The organism is Devosia sp. J20-27 (assembly GCF_055808595.1).
Map to the genome: position 1 here is coordinate 3,178,740 of NZ_CM147875.1, position 15,470 is coordinate 3,194,209.

Here is a 15,470-nt window from a genome sequence, read left to right on the forward strand (position 1 = left end):
ATGCTCCAGACGCTTTGCCGCAACTGCTTTGCTACCGGAACGGCCCGCACCGATCCGGGGCGCTGCACGGTCTGCGGCTCGCCGCGGCTGATGGCGCATGACGAGCTCCTGTCGCTGTCGATCGCCCATGTCGACTGTGATGCGTTCTATGCATCGGTCGAAAAGCGCGACAATCCGGCGCTGGCGGACAAGCCGCTGATCATCGGCGGCGGCGTGCGTGGCGTGGTCTCGACCTGCTGCTATATCGCCCGCCAGTCCGGGGTGCGCTCGGCCATGCCGATGTTCACCGCGCTCAAGCTTTGTCCGGACGCGGTGGTGATCAAGCCGGACATGGCCAAATATGTCGACGTCAGCCGCAACATCCGCGCCATCATGGATTCGCTGACGCCGCTGGTCGAGCCGCTGTCGATCGATGAAGCCTTTCTCGACCTCACCGGCACCCAGGCGCTGCACAGGTCGCCGCCGGCCGTGACGCTGGCGCGCTTTGCCAAGCGGGTCGAGGACGAAATCGGGGTCACCATCTCGGTCGGTCTCAGCCACAACAAGTTCCTTGCCAAGACGGCGTCCGATCTCGACAAGCCGCGCGGCTTTGCCGTCATCGGCAAGGCCGAGACATTGTCGTTTCTCGCCGGACAGCCGGTGTCGCTGATCTACGGCGTCGGCAAGGTGTTTGCGGAAACGCTGCGCCGCGATGGTTTCGACACGATCGGCCAGTTGCAGGAGACGCCGCCCGAGGACCTGATGCGCCGCTATGGCGATGCCGGCGCCCGGCTGGCGAGGCTGGCGCGCGGCGAGGACGCGCGCGCGGTCAGCATCGACGGCGAAATGAAGACGGTCTCGGCCGAGACCACATTCAACACCGACCTTGCCGGTTTCGAGCAGCTCTCGACCGAGTTGCTGGCGCTGTCGGAGCGTCTGTCGGAACGGCTGAAGGCCAAGGGGATCACCGGCGACACGGTGACGCTCAAGCTCAAGTCCGCCGGATTTCGCTTGCGCACGCGCGCCCGTCATCTGATGATCTCGACGCAGCTTGCCAATGTGCTCTATGAGACCGGCGTGCAGCTCCTCGCCCGAGAGGTCGATGGGACCGCATTCCGCCTGATCGGTATTGGCGTTTCAGGACTCAGCGAGGCCAATGGCGAGGATCCAGTGGATCTGCTCGAACCGCAGATCGCCCGCAGGGCGGCAGCGGAACGGGCGATGGATCGCGTCCGGACCCGGTTCGGTCAGGACGCGGTGATCCGCGGCAAGCTCTACGACCGGGTCAAGGCCCGGGCGGCGAGGACTGCAGCAGGTAAAACAGAAGAAGGTACCCCGAAATGACCACCCCCCTCGAGAAACTCCGCGAATACGGCTACGAGTTGCCCAATGCCCGCCCGCCAGCGGCGAGCTATGCGCCGGTCACCCGGTCGGGGAACCTGATCTTCGTGTCGGGCCAGATCTCGAGCAACGATGCCGGCGTCGTGCAGGGGCGCCTCGGCGAGAACATGAACGTGGTTCAGGGTGGCAATGCTGCAGAGCTCTGTGCCGTCAACATCCTGGCCCAGGTCGTCTCCAGCGCCGGCGTGCCGCTTGAGGATATCAAGAAGGTGCTCAAGCTCACCGTGTTGGTCGCCTCGACGCCGGATTTCTTCGAGCAGCATCTGGTCGCCAACGGCGCCTCCAACCTCATCGTCGGGGTGCTTGGCGACAAGGGCAAGCATGCCCGCGCCGCGTTCGGCGTCGCTGCCTTGCCGCTGGGCGCCGCGGTCGAAGTGGAAGCGATTTTCGAAGTCTGACACAGGCCTGTCACGGAGCGCCGGTAGCACTCGGCGCTCTTGACAAAGTGAGTCCGCCGTGGCCGCCAATTCCTTGTTTCCGCATCCGATTGCTCATCGCGGGCTGCATGACATCGCCACTGGCGTGATCGAGAACACCGCCTCGGCATTCGAGGCGGCCATTGCGGCCGGCTACGCCATCGAGTGCGACGTGCAACTGAGCAGCGACGGCGTGCCCTACATTTTCCACGATGACGACCTGCTCCGCCTGACTGGTCGCGACGGGCGCTCCGACGCCATCTCGATCGGCGAGGTCACCGCCCTGCCCCTGCTCGGCAGTTCCAGCCGTGATACGCCGCAGCGCTTCACCGAGTTTCTCGAGCAGATCGGCGGCCGGACGCAGCTGCAGATCGAGCTCAAGCGGCAAGCCAGCGCAGACCAGACCAGACGGCTCGCCAGCGCCGTCGCCGAGGCGCTCGCCGGCTATGCCGGCCCGCAGGTCATCGAATCGTTCGATCCGCATCTGCTGATCGCCATGCGCCGGGCCGGCTATCGCGGCAAGCTCGGCATCATCACCTACAGCTGGAAGATTCCCGAGTGGGACGGCGACATTCCGGCCCCCCGGAAGCTGGCGCTGCGGCACCTGCTGCACTGGCCGCTCACCCGCTTTGCCTTCATCTCCTGCCACAATGTTGCGCTTGACCTGCCGGCGGTGCGCTTCTTCCGTGCGCTGGGCGTTCCCGTCACGGCCTGGACCATCAGGACGCCCCGGGAGGCAGAGGAGGCGCTGCGCCGCGCCGACCAGCTGGTATTTGAAGGATTTGATCCGCGCTGACCCTTTGCGGGGCCGGCCTTGTGCCCCATATTAGGCGTCCCGTGACAGAATCTCTCGAACTACGCGCGTCCGTCCACGCCTCCACCGCGGAGATTTCCGCAGCGGAGTGGAACCGGTTATTGCCCGCCACCAACGGCCGCCCCGACAATCCGTTTCTGGACCACGCCTTCTTCCTGGCGCTCGAAGCCAGCGGGTCGGCTACCTCCCGCACCGGCTGGCAGCCGCAACACCTCGTGCTGCGCGACCAGGACAACGCGCCCCTCGGCCTGATGCCGCTGTTTCTCAAGTCGCACTCGCAGGGCGAATACGTCTTCGACTATGGCTGGGCCGACGCGTTCCAGCGTGCCGGCGGCGAGTACTACCCGAAGCTGCAATGCTCGATCCCGTTCACGCCGGTCACCGCTCCCAAGCTGCTGGTGCGGGACGATAATCCGGCCCTCAAGCAAGCTCTGCTCAGCGCCGCCGAAACGCTCGCCGCTCAGAACAATGTCTCGTCCGTGCATGCCACCTTCGTGCCCGAAGACGAGGCGCGGCTGGGGCATGACAGCGGCTGGCTGCTCCGCCACGATACCCAGTTTCACTGGCACAATCAGGGCTTTGACTCGTTCGAGGGGTTTCTGGAAACGCTATCGTCACGTCACCGCAAGGTGACGCGCCGCGAGCGCCGCGATGCGCTGGCGGACGGGCTCACCGTCAGGTGGCTCACCGGCGCGGATCTGACCGAGGGTGTCTGGGACGCGTTTTTCGAGTTCTATACCGACACCGGCAACCGCAAGTGGGGACGTCCCTACCTCAACCGCAGGTTCTTCTCGCTGCTGTCGGCGGCGATGGCCGACCGCATTCTCCTGATGTTCGCCTATGACGGTGACGTGCCGGTGGCCGGCACGCTCAGCCTGATCGGCGCCGATACGCTCTACGGCCGTTACTGGGGCGCATCCGGAAACGTGCCGTTCCTGCATTTCGAGCTCTGCTACTATCAGGCCATCGACTTCGCCGTGGCCCACGGCCTGAAGACCGTCGAGGCGGGTGCCCAGGGCGAGCACAAGCTGGCGCGCGGCTACGCACCGTCGACGACGCGCTCCATTCACTGGATCGGCCACCCGGGCCTGCGCCACGCTGTAGCCTCTTTCCTCGATCAGGAACGGGTCTCGGTCTCGGAAGAACAGCGCGTACTGAGCGCATACACACCCTTCCGCAAGGGTGAGCCCTCGTCCAGTTGACCGGAACGATGGCATCTGGCAACGAAAGGCCGGGGGCGTGGCGGGCTCTGGCACTGCCAAAACACGTGTTGGTGAGGTTTGCATGGGCAAACGCGTAGCGATTGCCGCGATTGGAACCATGGGCGACGTTCAGCCCTTCGTTGCCTTGTCCAAGTCTTTGATCAGGCGCGGATTTTCCGTCGTCCTTTGCACCACCAGCGACTTCGAGAGCTTCGTCACCGACAACGGCGTCGAATTTCACAATCTGGGCGCCGATATCCAGGCCTTCATCCGCCAGAGCCAGTTCGACAACGCCATGTCGAAGAACCTGCTGCTCTACGCGCCGACGCTGCTCCGGCAGGGTCAGCAGATTCTCCGCGAGGCCTGCAAGCAGCTTTGGGCGGCGGCGCAAGGTGCCGATGTCATCGTCTTTCACCAGACGACCAATTTTGCCATCGACGTGGCCGAGGCCCTCGACATCCCGGCAATCATGACGGCCTTCCAGCCCATCAATCCGACGGGTGAGTTTCCGCACTTCTCCTTCGACGGCCCGCCGCTCGACCCGCTGTTCAACCGCATTTCGCTCGATCCGCTGTTCAACCGGCTCAGCTATGTCATCCAGGCGGCGCAGCAGAGCTATTACGACTTCCCGCGCGACCGCATGCGGGCCAAGCTGCTGGGTCTGCGCAGCCGCAAGCGCAGCGGCTTTTCCAAGAACGCGTTTGGCGAGAACATTCCGGCATTGCACGCCTATTCGCCGATCATCTCGCCCCGCCCGGGCGACTGGCCGGAATCAACGGTGGTCACCGGCTTCTGGCGGTTCGAGGACAATTCGGGCTGGAAGCCGGACAAGGCGTTCCGCAAGTTCCTCGATGCGGGCCCGCCGCCCGTCTACCTCGGCTTCGGCTCGATGCCCTGGGGCGCAGCGCGCAATACCGAAATCATCACCAAAGCCCTCAAGATCTGGGGCGGCCGTGTCGTCATCGGCAGCGGCTGGGGCGGCATCAAGTCCGACGACCTGCCCGACACGGTCTATTCGATCGCCAAGGCGCCGCACACCGAGCTCTTCAAGTACGTCTCGGCGGTGGTCCACCATGGCGGCGCCGGAACCACCCATACCGGGCTTTACGCGGGCAAGCCGACATTCGTGGTGCCGCAATTTTTCGATCAGCCCTATTGGGGCAAGCGGGTCTACGAACTCGGCTGCGGCCCCGCTCCGGTCCGGCTGCGCAAGCTGACGCCGGGTCTCCTCGCGGCAGCGCTTGAGGACCTGACCACCGAGCGTTCCTATGCCCTGGCTGCTGCGGACCTGCGCGAGCGCTTGCTGCACGAGGACGGGACCGGCTATGCAGCCGATGCGATCGAGGAGACAATCTCGGACTATCCGGGCAATGTCAGTGTCGAAAACGCAATGGGGGCCGTCTCGTGACCGATTACGATCAGCAGAACATCTTCGCCAAGATCCTGCGCGGCGAAATTCCTGCCCACAAGGTCTACGAAGACGACGTGGTGCTTGCCATGATGGATCTCTTCCCGCAGTCGAAGGGTCACCTGCTGGTCATCCCCAAGGCCGCCTCGCGCAACCTGCTGGATGCCGATCCCGCCGTGCTCGCCGCGGCCATGCCGCGCGTCCAGAAGCTGGCGAAAGCCGCCCTCAAGGGGCTTGGTGCCGATGGCGTGCGGGTAGCGCAGTTCAACGAGGCGCCGGCCGGGCAGACGGTCTTTCACCTGCACTTCCACATCATCCCGATCTATGTCGATGCCGTGATTGCCCCGCATGCCGGTGGCAAGGCCGAGGACGCGGACCTCGCCGCGCAGGCCAAGGCCATCGCCGCAGCCATCGAGGGCTGACCGCCATGCCAGGCAGCGGTCACGGCGCATGAAGTCCCAGCGCTATCTCAACATGGGGCTGCTGCTGACCGCCTGCGCCGGCTTCATCGACGCCGTCGGCTTCATCGAGCTGGGCGGTTTCTATACCTCGTTCATGAGCGGCAACACAACGCAGCTGGGCACCGGCCACCTGATGTCCACCGCGCTGGTGCTGCCGCTCGGGCTGATCGTGATGTTCTTCCTAGGCAGCGTGGTGGGCAGCCTGCTCGCCTTGCGTGACCGGAAACGCGGCCCGGTCTATGTGCTCACCTTCGTCATCCTGACCATCGGTATTACCCTGGGCATGCTGATGGGCGGCATCGTTGCCAGCAGCGCCATGCTGGTGCTGGCCGCGGGTGCCGGGGCGCAGAACGCCACACTCCCGTTCAGCGGCGGCGCCCGCCTGGGCACAACCTTTGTCAGCGGAACCCTGTTCGCCGCCGGGCAGGATCTGGCCGGCGCCATCAACGGCACGGCGCCGAAATGGCGCTGGGTGCAGCATATCCAGGTCTGGGCCGCGCTGCTGCTGGGGGCGCTGATCGGCGCCACCATCTATGGCTGGCTGACCATCTATTCGCTGCTGGTCCCGGCAAGCGCCTATCTGCTGCTGCTGATCATTCTGGCCATCAAGCCGCCAGCCGCAGCCACCTGAAGAAGAGGCCGGGATCGCTCCCGGCCTCGCTCACTCAGTTCTTTTCTTCGGCGGCTTTGGAGGCCGCCTTCTTTTTTGGCGCCGGGATGGCCTTGGGCCGGGCCGGACGCGGCGGCACCGCAATCAGTTCCAGCTTGGCTTCCGATCCGACGCCGACCACCGCAACGGTCACCGAGCCGCCATTCTGCAACTCGCCGAACAGCACCTGATCGGCCAGCGGCTTCTTGACGTGCTCCTGGATGACCCGTCCCAGCGGACGGGCGCCCATGCGCTCGTCATAGCCACGCACCGCCAGCCATTCGGCCGCTTCCGGCGTCAGCTCGATGGTCACGCCACGCTCGGCCAGCTGGCCCTCGAGCTGCAGCACGAACTTCTCGACGACGCGGCGGACAACCTGCGGCGGCAGCGGACCGAACGAGATGATGGCATCGAGACGATTGCGGAACTCCGGCGTGAACATCCGGTTGATCGCCTCTTCGTCGTCGCCCTGCTCGCGCTTGCGGCCGAAGCCGATCGGCGACTTCTGCAGCTCCATGGCCCCGACATTGGAGGTCATGATCAGGATGACGTTGCGGAAATCCACCGACTTGCCGTTGTGATCGGTCAGCTTGCCGTGATCCATGACCTGCAACAGGATGTTGAACAGGTCGGGATGCGCCTTCTCGATCTCGTCGAGCAGCACGACGCAGTGCGGATGCTGGTCCACGCCATCGGTCAGAAGGCCACCCTGGTCGAAGCCGACATAGCCCGGAGGCGCGCCGATCAGGCGCGACACGGTGTGCCGCTCCATGTACTCGGACATGTCGAACCGCAGCAGTTCGACGCCCAGCGTATCGGCAAGCTGCTTGGCCACCTCGGTCTTGCCGACGCCGGTGGGGCCGGTGAACAGGTACGAGCCGATCGGCTTTTCCGGTTCGCGCAGGCCGGCACGCGCCAGCTTGATGGCTGACGAGAGCGCGGTGATCGCTGCATCCTGGCCGAAGACCACGGTCCGCAGATTGGTCTCGAGGCTCGAGAGCATCTCGGTATCGGACTTGGACACCGACTTGGGCGGGATGCGGGCCATCGTCGCGATGGTCGCCTCGATATCGCTGACCTCGATCACCTTCTTGCGGTTCTCTGCGGTCAGCAGCATCTGGCTGGCACCGGTCTCGTCGATCACGTCGATCGCCTTGTCGGGCAGCTTGCGGTCATTGATGTAGCGCGCCGACAGCTCCACGGCGGCCTGCAGGGCATCATCGGTGTACTTGAGCTTGTGATAGTCCTCGAAGTACGGGCGCAGGCCTTTCACGATCTCGATCGCGTCCGGGATGGTCGGCTCGGGCACATCGATCTTCTGGAAGCGCCGCACCAGGGCGCGGTCCTTTTCGAAGAACTGCCGGTATTCCTTGTAGGTGGTCGAGCCGATGCAGCGCATGTCGCCCGACGCGAGGGCCGGCTTGAGCAGATTCGAGGCATCGAGCGCACCGCCGGAGGTGGCGCCGGCGCCGATCACGGTATGGATTTCGTCGATGAACAGGATCGCATCCGGATGCTTCTCGAGCTCCTTCATGACGGCCTTGAGCCGCTCTTCGAAGTCGCCGCGATAGCGCGTACCGGCCAGCAGCGAGCCCATGTCGAGGGCATAGATGGTGGCGTCACGCAGCACCTCGGGGACCTCGCCCTCGACGATCTTGCGCGCCAGCCCTTCGGCAATGGCGGTCTTGCCCACGCCGGCATCGCCAACATAGATCGGGTTGTTCTTGGACCGGCGGCAGAGCACCTGGATAGTCCGGCGCAGTTCGGAATCGCGGCCGATCAGCGGGTCGATCTTGCCGTTGCGGGCCTTCTCGTTGAGATCGACGCAGAAATCGGCCAGTGCCGAACTCTGGCCGCTCTGGCGCTCGCCGTCCTCGCCCTGGCCGCCGCCGGTGGTTTCGGCGCCGCGCACCGGGCGTGACTCGTTGGGACCCGACTTGGTGATGCCATGCGAGATGAAGTTGACGGCGTCGAGCCGGCTCATGTCCTGCTGTTCGAGGAAATAGGCGGCGTGGCTTTCCCGCTCGGCAAAGATGGCGACGAGCACGTTGGCACCCGTAACCTCCTCCTTACCAGATGACTGCACATGAATGACGGCCCGCTGGATGACGCGCTGGAATGCGGCGGTCGGACGGGCGTCCTGGCCGTTCGGCACCACAAGGCTGTCGAGTTCCTCGTTGATGAAGTCCTCGAGATCGCCCTTGAGGGCCTCGACATCGACGTCACAGCCGGTCAGCACCGCAATGGTATCGCGATCGTCGGTCAGGGCCAGGAGAAGGTGCTCGAGCGTAGCGAATTCGTGGGCGCGCTCACGCGCCAGGTTCATGGCCTGATGGAGCGCCTTCTCGAGTCCGCGGGAAAATGAGGGCATGTGACTATCCTATTGTTTTTCCATCACGCATTGCAGCGGGTGCTGGTTCTTGCGTGCCGTGTCCATCACGCGTGTGACCTTGGTTTCGGCCACCTCGAATGGATAGATGCCGCACTCCCCTACCCCCTGATTGTGGACGTGCAGCATGACCCGCATGGCGTCTTCTCGCGTCTTGTTGAAGACGTCCTGCAGGATGAGAACGACGAACTCCATCGGGGTGTAGTCGTCGTTCAGAAGCAGAACCCGATAGAGGCTCGGCTTCTTGGTCTTGGATCGAGTCTTGGTAATTGTGCCGGTGTCGTCCTTGGACCCGCCACGATCCTTGCCGCCCTCACCCGGACCGAGGCGCCAGAGCCCCCCCGCCGGCTGCGTAGGATCAGTCACCGCTGCTGCTGCATGGCTCATGGATTCAGTCTCGATGTCATAAAAACGAAGCAGCATGATGGAAGCATTATGTAGGCAAAACTCGGCCGCTGTTAAGGGCCATTGCGTGCCTAAGTTCTACCCAGATGGGCAGGTCTGCTGTCTCTGCGCGACAGCGCGGAATTGTCTCGCATTTTACTAAATCGTAACGCCACCCCGATAGGGTTCGGCTTCAGGTGAGCACGTGAGAGGTGGAGGGCCCCCTCATGGATCGCCGGTGAGTATGTGTTGCGTACGGAGCGTCTGTCGTTCCGATAAGCCTTGGAGTTGTGGGTGTTTTCCCAACTGATCTACCTTTTCAAGCGTGTCTCCCCCACGCGCCTTTTCATTGCACTGCTCCTCTGTCTGGCGGTGGTTGTTCCGGCGACGGCTGCAACCTCGGTGCCGCGCAAATATGCCGGCATCGTCGTTGACGCGAAGTCAGGCAAGGTCCTCTACGAGAGCGCTGCCGATGCGGCGCGCTACCCCGCCTCTGTCACAAAAGTGATGACCCTCTACGTGCTCTTCCAGGAGCTCACGGCCGGCAATATCAAGCTCTCGGACAAGATGACCGTCAGCAAGCACGCCGCCTCCGCCGTGCCGACCAAACTCGGCCTCAGGTCGGGCTCGACGATTTCAGTCGAGAACGCCATCAAGGCGCTCGTCACCCTCTCTGCCAACGATATGGCGCGTGTGATCGCCGAACATATCTCGGGCAGCGAAAGCAAATTTGCCGAGCGCATGACCGCCACGGCGCGGGCCATGGGCATGAACCGCACAACCTATCGCAACGCCTCGGGTCTGCCGGACTCCCGTCAGGTCACGACCGTGCGCGATCAGGCCGTGCTGGGCATCGCCATCTACCAGCACTTCCCCAAATTCTACGAGTATTTCCAGACCCGCAGCTTCTCCTATGGCAAGCGGACATACGGCAACCACAACCGCCTCCTCGGCTCGAACGGCGTGGACGGCATCAAGACCGGCTACACCAATGCGTCGGGCTTCAATCTGCTGACCGCGGCACGGACCGGCGGACGACACATCGTGGTTGTCGGCTTCGGCTTCGACACCAGCGGCAGCCGCGATGCCAAGGTGCGCGAACTGGTCAAGAAGTATGTCAACAAGGGCCGCAGCGGCAGCTACCTGAGCGTCGCCATGGTGCCGCAGCCCGGCCGCAAGGGCGCCACCGTGCAGGTCGCCAGCACCGATCCCGTACCGGTCACGCCCATGCCCTACCCGGCCTGGCGCGACAAGCAGGTCGTTGTGCAGGTCTCCACCCAGCTTGCCACCGCCGATGTCACTCTGGTCGACACCGACAATGTGGCCACTGCCAGCATCGTGCCGGTGCCCACCCCTCGCCCGGTTGATCTGGGAATCGATGGCGGCCCGGTCCAGGCCACTGCTGCCATCAGCCGTGCCTCTCCGTCGCTGCGCGACAAGCCGCATGACGTCATCGGCGCCTGGCTCAGCGAAACCTTCCAGCTCGGAGCCGAACCTGCCCCGCTCGGCCAGACCCAGCCGTCCGCCCCCATGCTGCCGCCTGTGGGCATCGGCAAGGCGGGTGAACCGATCGATCTGATGACCTCGGGCAGCGTCGCCACCACCGCCGTCGCATCGGTCGAGCCGCCGGCCATGCCTGCGCCGCTGCCGGCTGCGCCTGCGGCCGACGCGTGGATCGTGCAGATCGGCGCAGCGCCGACCGAAGCCGGGGCCAGTTCCCTGCTCAGCGGCGCCTCCGCCAATGTCGCGGGCCTGGGCAACATGAAATCCTATGTCGAGCGCTTCGAAAAGAACGGTCAGGTCTTCTTCCGGGCCCGTTTCGCCGGGTTCGACGGCCGCGAGGCTGCAACGGCAATGTGTAACGAACTCAAGAAAGCAAAAATGAGCTGTCTGGCTTTGCAAAGCTAAAAGAGCAGCCGCTTCAGGGAAGCGCGTTTGTGGCCTGTGTTTGGAGTAGCCCAAATGAGCGATACGTCTAGCCTGTCGGAACTTGCCCGCTTCGTCGGACAGTCCGATCTCAACTCGGCCGATGCCGCGGTGCGCCAGCGCACCATGAGCGCCATCGCCGCCCGCCTGATGCCCAAGCGACGCAGCGTGTCCGACCTGCTGGGCGCCGTGCTGGCCCTGTCCGCCCGGACGCGGCGCATGGTTCTGCCCAGGGCCTCGATCGATATAGAAGTTTTCGCGCCCGGCGGCGTCCGCGCGGTGATGGTCAAGCTGCCGCAGGGATAGCCTGCGGCTGCCGCACTGCCCCTACTCGCCGGCCATGTGCTCGAACTGCGCCGGCTTGGCCGCCGATTTGGACCAGGCTGCCTTGGCGGCCCGACGCGCTTCGGCGCGGTCACTGACGGGCAGTTGCAGCGCATCGCAGAGCGTCCGGTATTCCTGCCGGGCACTGACATGCGACATGGACGGCAGCCCGCCCAGCAGTTCCTCGTCCAGCGGATCGAACACGGTCATCCCCGCCGGAAACAGCGAGCGGAAAATGACGCGTTCGGCGATGCCTTCGGCCACCCGGCACCCGAGGCGGACCGCAATCTTTTCAAGCCCGGACTGCACCAGCCGCATGTTGCGCGACGACAGCATGGAAATGCGGTTGCGAACCAGCACCCAGTCGATGGTCTGGCCATCTATGGAAAGCCGTTCGGTGCGGGCGCGCTGCACCAGTCGGGCATAATGGCTCATCTCGCGCGGCTCGCCGGTCACCGGATCGACATGCGCCATGACGTCGAGGTCGATCACGCTGTCATTGAGCGGCGTGATCAGGGTGTCGGCCAGCGAGTGGGCGAGGCGCGTTAGGTGCGTATCAAAGCCCGGGGTATCGACGATCAGGAAATCCGCCTTGCCCTCGACCTCGATCACGGCCTGCCGAAACAGGTCGAATTCCAGCCGCTGGTTTTCCTTGATTGAGTCGGACCGCGTCAGCGGCAGGTGGTAATGCGTCGTGTGCGGCACCTGCAGGTCGCGCGCCTGGGCCCAGTTGCGGCGGTTTTTGACGTAGTTGGTGAAGGTCTGCTGACGGCTGTCGACGTCAATCGAGGCAACCCGGAATCCCTGATAGAGCAGATAGATAGCCAGGTGAAATGCCGTCGTGGACTTGCCGGAACCGCCCTTCTCATTGCCGACGACAATGACGTGCGTCCCAGTGCGGTTCATCAGTCTCTCCACTCCTCCAGACAGCCTGCGGCCGGGACACCCCGGATTCGGGTCTGCCTGTTGAGCCAACTGTGCTGAAAACACTGATTTGGTTCAAGAGGCAGATTGTTCAGAACGCGTAACACAATGATGACGGGTTCAGAGCAGGCCGAGTTTGGCCAGTTCTTCAGCCAGTTCGAGCGAGCCGCTGGACTGGAAGCCGTCGGCATTGTCGAGATCGCGCGGGGCATCCTTGGGCGCCAGGTAGCGCCAGCCCTGGAACGGCGACTTGCGTCGCGGCACTGTGCGGATCAGGTCCGGCGCCATGATGATGTCGCAGCAGGCCCGGCCCTCGGCATCCACCGCCGCCGCCAGCCGCAGGATCGGCTGCCGGCAGCGCACGACCCCCGAGATGACCCAGTAGACCGAGCCCTGCCCTTCCATCTCGTCGCGCCGCTTGGGCATGGTGCGGGTGCGGTGCACGTGGACGTCCTCGCCATAGTCGGCGCCCCACCAGTGCGCCCGCTCGCTGCGGTAGCTCTCGAGCTCCTCCAGCGTCGAAACGCCGACGCAGAGCTTGATCATATGCATCATGAGAAGTCGGTCACCTGCTTGAGGCCCTGCACGAAGTCGATCTCGTCGGCTTCGACCGTCCACGGCTCCTTGAGTGCGTGCGAGAGCAGCTGCTGGAAGGCGGGCAGCGCATAGATCGCCTCGACATATTCGGCAGCTACGTCCGTGGTAGGCAGGTCATAGGTCCGGATGCGGGCGGCGAGCGGCGCGAACATGGCGTCGGCCGCGCAGAATTCCTCGAACAGATAGGGCCCGCCCGACTGTTGCAGCAGGCCGCCCCAGAGGCTTTCGACGCGCTTGAGGTCACCCGCCACCACATCGAGATCGATGCGGTTGGGATAGGACGCCCGCAGATTCATCGGCGCCACGCTGCGCAAGGCGGAAAACCCGGCGTGCATCTCGGCGGCAGCCGAGCGCGCGGCGGCTCGCCGCTTGCGATCGGTCGGCCAGATCTTCTTGTGCGGAAACCGCTCGGCCACGTACTCGATGATGGCGATGCTCTCGTGCACCGTGACGTCGCCGTCAACGAGCACCGGCACGCGCCCCGACGGCGACACCTTGCGCAGCGCCTCGCGCCAGCCCTCGCCGCTCAGCATGACCTGCTGCTCGTCGAACGGAATGCCGAAATGGGTCAGCAGCAGCCAGGGACGAACCGACCAGCTGGAGTAGTTCTTGTTGCCGATAATCAGTTTCATGAGCGTTCATCTTTGTGGCGGGATGGGCAAGAAGAAGGGCGCCGAGTGGCCCCGGCGCCCTTCTCAATTTTTGCTCTGTCGCTGGACCTACTGGTCCCACTAGTTCCGATTGGCGCTAGGCGCCGGCAACGACAGAAAACACGAGCGACATAGCCAGAAGGCAGATCAGTGTCCAGGACACCGTCGGCACCGCAGACCGCCACCATGCGGCCGCGTTGGACTGGTTCCGCATAGATGCTCCTTTTGCCGTTTTGCTACCGGCCCCGCCCCCCGAAGGCGACATCAGGCCAGCAACAGATCGTTAACCCTGCGGCAGGGGCTTGGCAATGTGGCGGAAACGTCACAGTTGAAAACCGCAGAAAAACCTGGGTTTTCCGGGGCTCAGAGCCCGAACCAGAGCTTGGCCAGACCGAGGAAGGCGAAGAAACCGACCACGTCGGTCACGGTGGTGACAAACACCGACGAGGCGATGGCCGGGTCGATCTTGAGCTTGTCGAGGGTGATCGGAATGAGCACGCCGGCCGTGCCGGCGGCCATCATGTTGACCACCATGGCGAGCCCGATGACCATGCCGAGGCCGGGATTGCCGAAACGCAGCGCCGTCACCAGCCCGATTAGGATGGCAAAGATCGCGCCATTGGCGACACCGACGAGCATTTCGCGGGTGACCAGTCGCTGCACGCGGCGGCGGTCGAGTTCGCGCAGCGCCAGCGCCCGCACGGTCACCGTCATGGTCTGGGTCCCGGCATTGCCGCCCATCGAGGCGACGATCGGCATCAGCGCGGCCAGCGCCACCATCTGCTCGATGGTGCCATCGAACAGACCGATCACCAGCGAGGCCAGCACGGCGGTGAAGAGGTTCACCACCAGCCAGGTGGCGCGGCTGCGCACGGCCTGCGCCACGTTGTCGGAAATTTCTTCGTCGCCGACGCCGGCCAGCAGCCTGATGTCCTCGCTGGCCTCCTCGTGGATGACGTCGACCATGTCGTCGATGGTCAGCACGCCGACCAGCCGCCGGTTTTCGTCGACGACCGCGACTTCGACCAGATCGTAGCGCTCGAAGGTGCGCGCGGCCTCTTCCTGGTCCTCGCCGGCCTCGACCTCGATGACATTGGTGTTCATCAGGTCTTCGATCTTCACATGCCGCTTGGTGCGCAGGAACTTGTCCAGCGGCAGCGTGCCGAGCAGGCTGTAGCTCGGGTCAACGACATAGATCTGGAAGAACTCGTCGGGCAGGTCCTGCTCGGCGCGGAGGTAGTCGATGGTCTGCCCGACCGTCCAGAACGGCGGAATGGCAATGAATTCGGTCTGCATCCGCCGGCCGGCGGAATCTTCGGGAAAGTCGAGGCTGCGGCGCAGCGACAGCCGCTCGAACGCCGGCATCTGGGCGAGGATTTCCTCGCGGTCGGCGTCTTCGATGTCTTCGAGAATGTAGACCGCGTCGTCGCTGTCGATCGAGGACATGCCGCGGGCGATGACATCGTTGGGCAACGTGTCCATCAGCTCGTTGCGCAGACCCTCGTCGAGTTCGCGCAGCGCCGTGAAGTCGAAGTGGTCGCCCAGCAACTGGACCAGCGCGACGCGCTCGTCGTGGTCGATAGCCTCCAGCACGTCGCCGGTGTCGGAGACGTAGAGCGGCGCCATCATTTCCACGACATCGGCCTGCTCGCGCGCCGCCAGATGGGCGCGCAGGCGATCCAGCCAGACGAGGTTCAGATGGCCTTCATCATCCCGGATGGCGTCGGGATCGATGCCTTTGACCTCGGTCTCGGGGATGTCGGCGTCGTCGCTCATACGGGCCCCTTCGTGCTGGCGCTCGGCTTATCCAAAGGGTGTAGAACAATAGCGTTCCGATGCGCCAGACCGGATCGGCGCAAACGCCGATTTTGTTCGACGAGGGAGGTCGCTAGCGGCTCGTAGCCGGCGGCGCGGACCGCCAGCATAGACGCCAAAAGCCCAACCCC

At 64.4% G+C, this 15,470-nt stretch carries 15 protein-coding genes; 9 read left to right on the forward strand and 6 right to left on the reverse strand.

The genetic code is table 11. From position 1 onward, the window contains the following. The 7 genes from AC0L4C_RS15720 (at position 1) to AC0L4C_RS15750 (ending at position 6,312) form a co-directional block, all read left to right on the forward strand. Positions 1-1,323: a DNA polymerase IV gene (locus tag AC0L4C_RS15720; RefSeq protein WP_473400648.1), complete on the forward strand. Its 1,323-nt coding sequence runs from the start codon at positions 1-3 to the stop codon at positions 1,321-1,323. After that, complete coding sequence (locus tag AC0L4C_RS15725) at positions 1,320-1,778, forward strand: RidA family protein (RefSeq protein ID WP_473400649.1); 459 nt, start codon at positions 1,320-1,322, stop codon at positions 1,776-1,778. Before AC0L4C_RS15720 ends, AC0L4C_RS15725 begins: the two co-directional genes overlap by 4 nt. 58 nt (positions 1,779-1,836) lie before the next feature. After that, positions 1,837-2,592, forward strand: a complete 756-nt coding sequence (locus AC0L4C_RS15730; RefSeq protein WP_473400650.1) for a glycerophosphodiester phosphodiesterase family protein — start codon at positions 1,837-1,839, stop codon at positions 2,590-2,592. A gap of 41 nt (positions 2,593-2,633) precedes the next feature. Next, positions 2,634-3,812 (forward strand): GNAT family N-acetyltransferase, encoded by a 1,179-nt coding sequence (locus tag AC0L4C_RS15735; RefSeq protein WP_473400651.1) that lies wholly within the window; start codon positions 2,634-2,636, stop codon positions 3,810-3,812. A gap of 82 nt (positions 3,813-3,894) precedes the next feature. After that, entirely contained in the window at positions 3,895-5,220 is a 1,326-nt protein-coding gene (locus AC0L4C_RS15740; RefSeq protein ID WP_473400652.1) for a glycosyltransferase, read from the forward strand. Beyond that, positions 5,217-5,642, forward strand: a complete 426-nt coding sequence (locus AC0L4C_RS15745; RefSeq protein ID WP_473400653.1) for an HIT family protein — start codon at positions 5,217-5,219, stop codon at positions 5,640-5,642. The genes AC0L4C_RS15740 and AC0L4C_RS15745 overlap by 4 nt, the downstream gene beginning before the upstream one ends. A gap of 28 nt (positions 5,643-5,670) precedes the next feature. Further along, positions 5,671-6,312: a YoaK family protein gene (locus tag AC0L4C_RS15750; RefSeq protein ID WP_473400654.1), complete on the forward strand. Its 642-nt coding sequence runs from the start codon at positions 5,671-5,673 to the stop codon at positions 6,310-6,312. Between the two features lie 34 nt (positions 6,313-6,346). Here the strand turns inward: AC0L4C_RS15750 and clpA are convergent, their stop codons facing one another. Together clpA and clpS are read right to left on the reverse strand one after the other, a co-directional pair. Next, complete coding sequence (gene clpA, locus AC0L4C_RS15755) at positions 6,347-8,701, reverse strand: ATP-dependent Clp protease ATP-binding subunit ClpA (RefSeq protein WP_473400655.1); 2,355 nt, start codon at positions 8,699-8,701, stop codon at positions 6,347-6,349. A 9-nt stretch (positions 8,702-8,710) separates the two neighbouring features. Then, on the reverse strand, positions 8,711-9,106 hold the full coding sequence (clpS, locus tag AC0L4C_RS15760) for an ATP-dependent Clp protease adapter ClpS (protein WP_473403533.1): 396 nt from the start codon (positions 9,104-9,106) through the stop codon (positions 8,711-8,713). A gap of 291 nt (positions 9,107-9,397) precedes the next feature. Between clpS and AC0L4C_RS15765 the strand changes: the two genes are divergently transcribed. Together AC0L4C_RS15765 and AC0L4C_RS15770 are read left to right on the forward strand one after the other, a co-directional pair. Continuing rightward, positions 9,398-11,011: a serine hydrolase gene (locus tag AC0L4C_RS15765; RefSeq protein ID WP_473400656.1), complete on the forward strand. Its 1,614-nt coding sequence runs from the start codon at positions 9,398-9,400 to the stop codon at positions 11,009-11,011. A gap of 54 nt (positions 11,012-11,065) precedes the next feature. Beyond that, positions 11,066-11,335: a hypothetical protein gene (locus AC0L4C_RS15770; protein ID WP_473400657.1), complete on the forward strand. Its 270-nt coding sequence runs from the start codon at positions 11,066-11,068 to the stop codon at positions 11,333-11,335. Positions 11,336-11,356: 21 nt separating this feature from the next. Here the strand turns inward: AC0L4C_RS15770 and AC0L4C_RS15775 are convergent, their stop codons facing one another. The 4 genes from AC0L4C_RS15775 to mgtE all read right to left on the reverse strand — a co-directional run bounded on the left by AC0L4C_RS15775 (position 11,357) and on the right by mgtE (position 15,300). Further along, positions 11,357-12,259: a division plane positioning ATPase MipZ gene (locus AC0L4C_RS15775; protein ID WP_473400658.1), complete on the reverse strand. Its 903-nt coding sequence runs from the start codon at positions 12,257-12,259 to the stop codon at positions 11,357-11,359. Positions 12,260-12,397: 138 nt separating this feature from the next. Next, positions 12,398-12,832 (reverse strand): DUF1489 family protein, encoded by a 435-nt coding sequence (locus tag AC0L4C_RS15780; protein ID WP_473400659.1) that lies wholly within the window; start codon positions 12,830-12,832, stop codon positions 12,398-12,400. Then, complete coding sequence (locus AC0L4C_RS15785) at positions 12,829-13,506, reverse strand: glutathione S-transferase N-terminal domain-containing protein (RefSeq protein WP_473400660.1); 678 nt, start codon at positions 13,504-13,506, stop codon at positions 12,829-12,831. The genes AC0L4C_RS15780 and AC0L4C_RS15785 overlap by 4 nt, the downstream gene beginning before the upstream one ends. A gap of 381 nt (positions 13,507-13,887) precedes the next feature. Further along, a complete protein-coding gene (mgtE, locus tag AC0L4C_RS15790) occupies positions 13,888-15,300 on the reverse strand; it encodes a magnesium transporter (RefSeq protein WP_473400661.1) in 1,413 nt (470 codons plus the stop codon). Positions 15,301-15,470 lie beyond the last annotated feature (170 nt).

Coding starts and splice junctions, on each gene's coding strand:
- AC0L4C_RS15720 (WP_473400648.1), top strand. CDS start 1: ATGCTCCAGACGCTTTGCCGCAACTGCTTTGCTACCGGAACGGCCCGC.
- AC0L4C_RS15725 (WP_473400649.1), top strand. CDS start 1,320: ATGACCACCCCCCTCGAGAAACTCCGCGAATACGGCTACGAGTTGCCC.
- AC0L4C_RS15740 (WP_473400652.1), top strand. CDS start 3,895: ATGGGCAAACGCGTAGCGATTGCCGCGATTGGAACCATGGGCGACGTT.
- AC0L4C_RS15750 (WP_473400654.1), top strand. CDS start 5,671: ATGAAGTCCCAGCGCTATCTCAACATGGGGCTGCTGCTGACCGCCTGC.
- clpA (WP_473400655.1), bottom strand. CDS start 8,701: ATGCCCTCATTTTCCCGCGGACTCGAGAAGGCGCTCCATCAGGCCATG.
- clpS (WP_473403533.1), bottom strand. CDS start 9,106: ATGAGCCATGCAGCAGCAGCGGTGACTGATCCTACGCAGCCGGCGGGG.
- AC0L4C_RS15770 (WP_473400657.1), top strand. CDS start 11,066: ATGAGCGATACGTCTAGCCTGTCGGAACTTGCCCGCTTCGTCGGACAG.
- AC0L4C_RS15775 (WP_473400658.1), bottom strand. CDS start 12,259: ATGAACCGCACTGGGACGCACGTCATTGTCGTCGGCAATGAGAAGGGC.
- AC0L4C_RS15780 (WP_473400659.1), bottom strand. CDS start 12,832: ATGATGCATATGATCAAGCTCTGCGTCGGCGTTTCGACGCTGGAGGAG.
- AC0L4C_RS15785 (WP_473400660.1), bottom strand. CDS start 13,506: ATGAAACTGATTATCGGCAACAAGAACTACTCCAGCTGGTCGGTTCGT.
- mgtE (WP_473400661.1), bottom strand. CDS start 15,300: ATGAGCGACGACGCCGACATCCCCGAGACCGAGGTCAAAGGCATCGAT.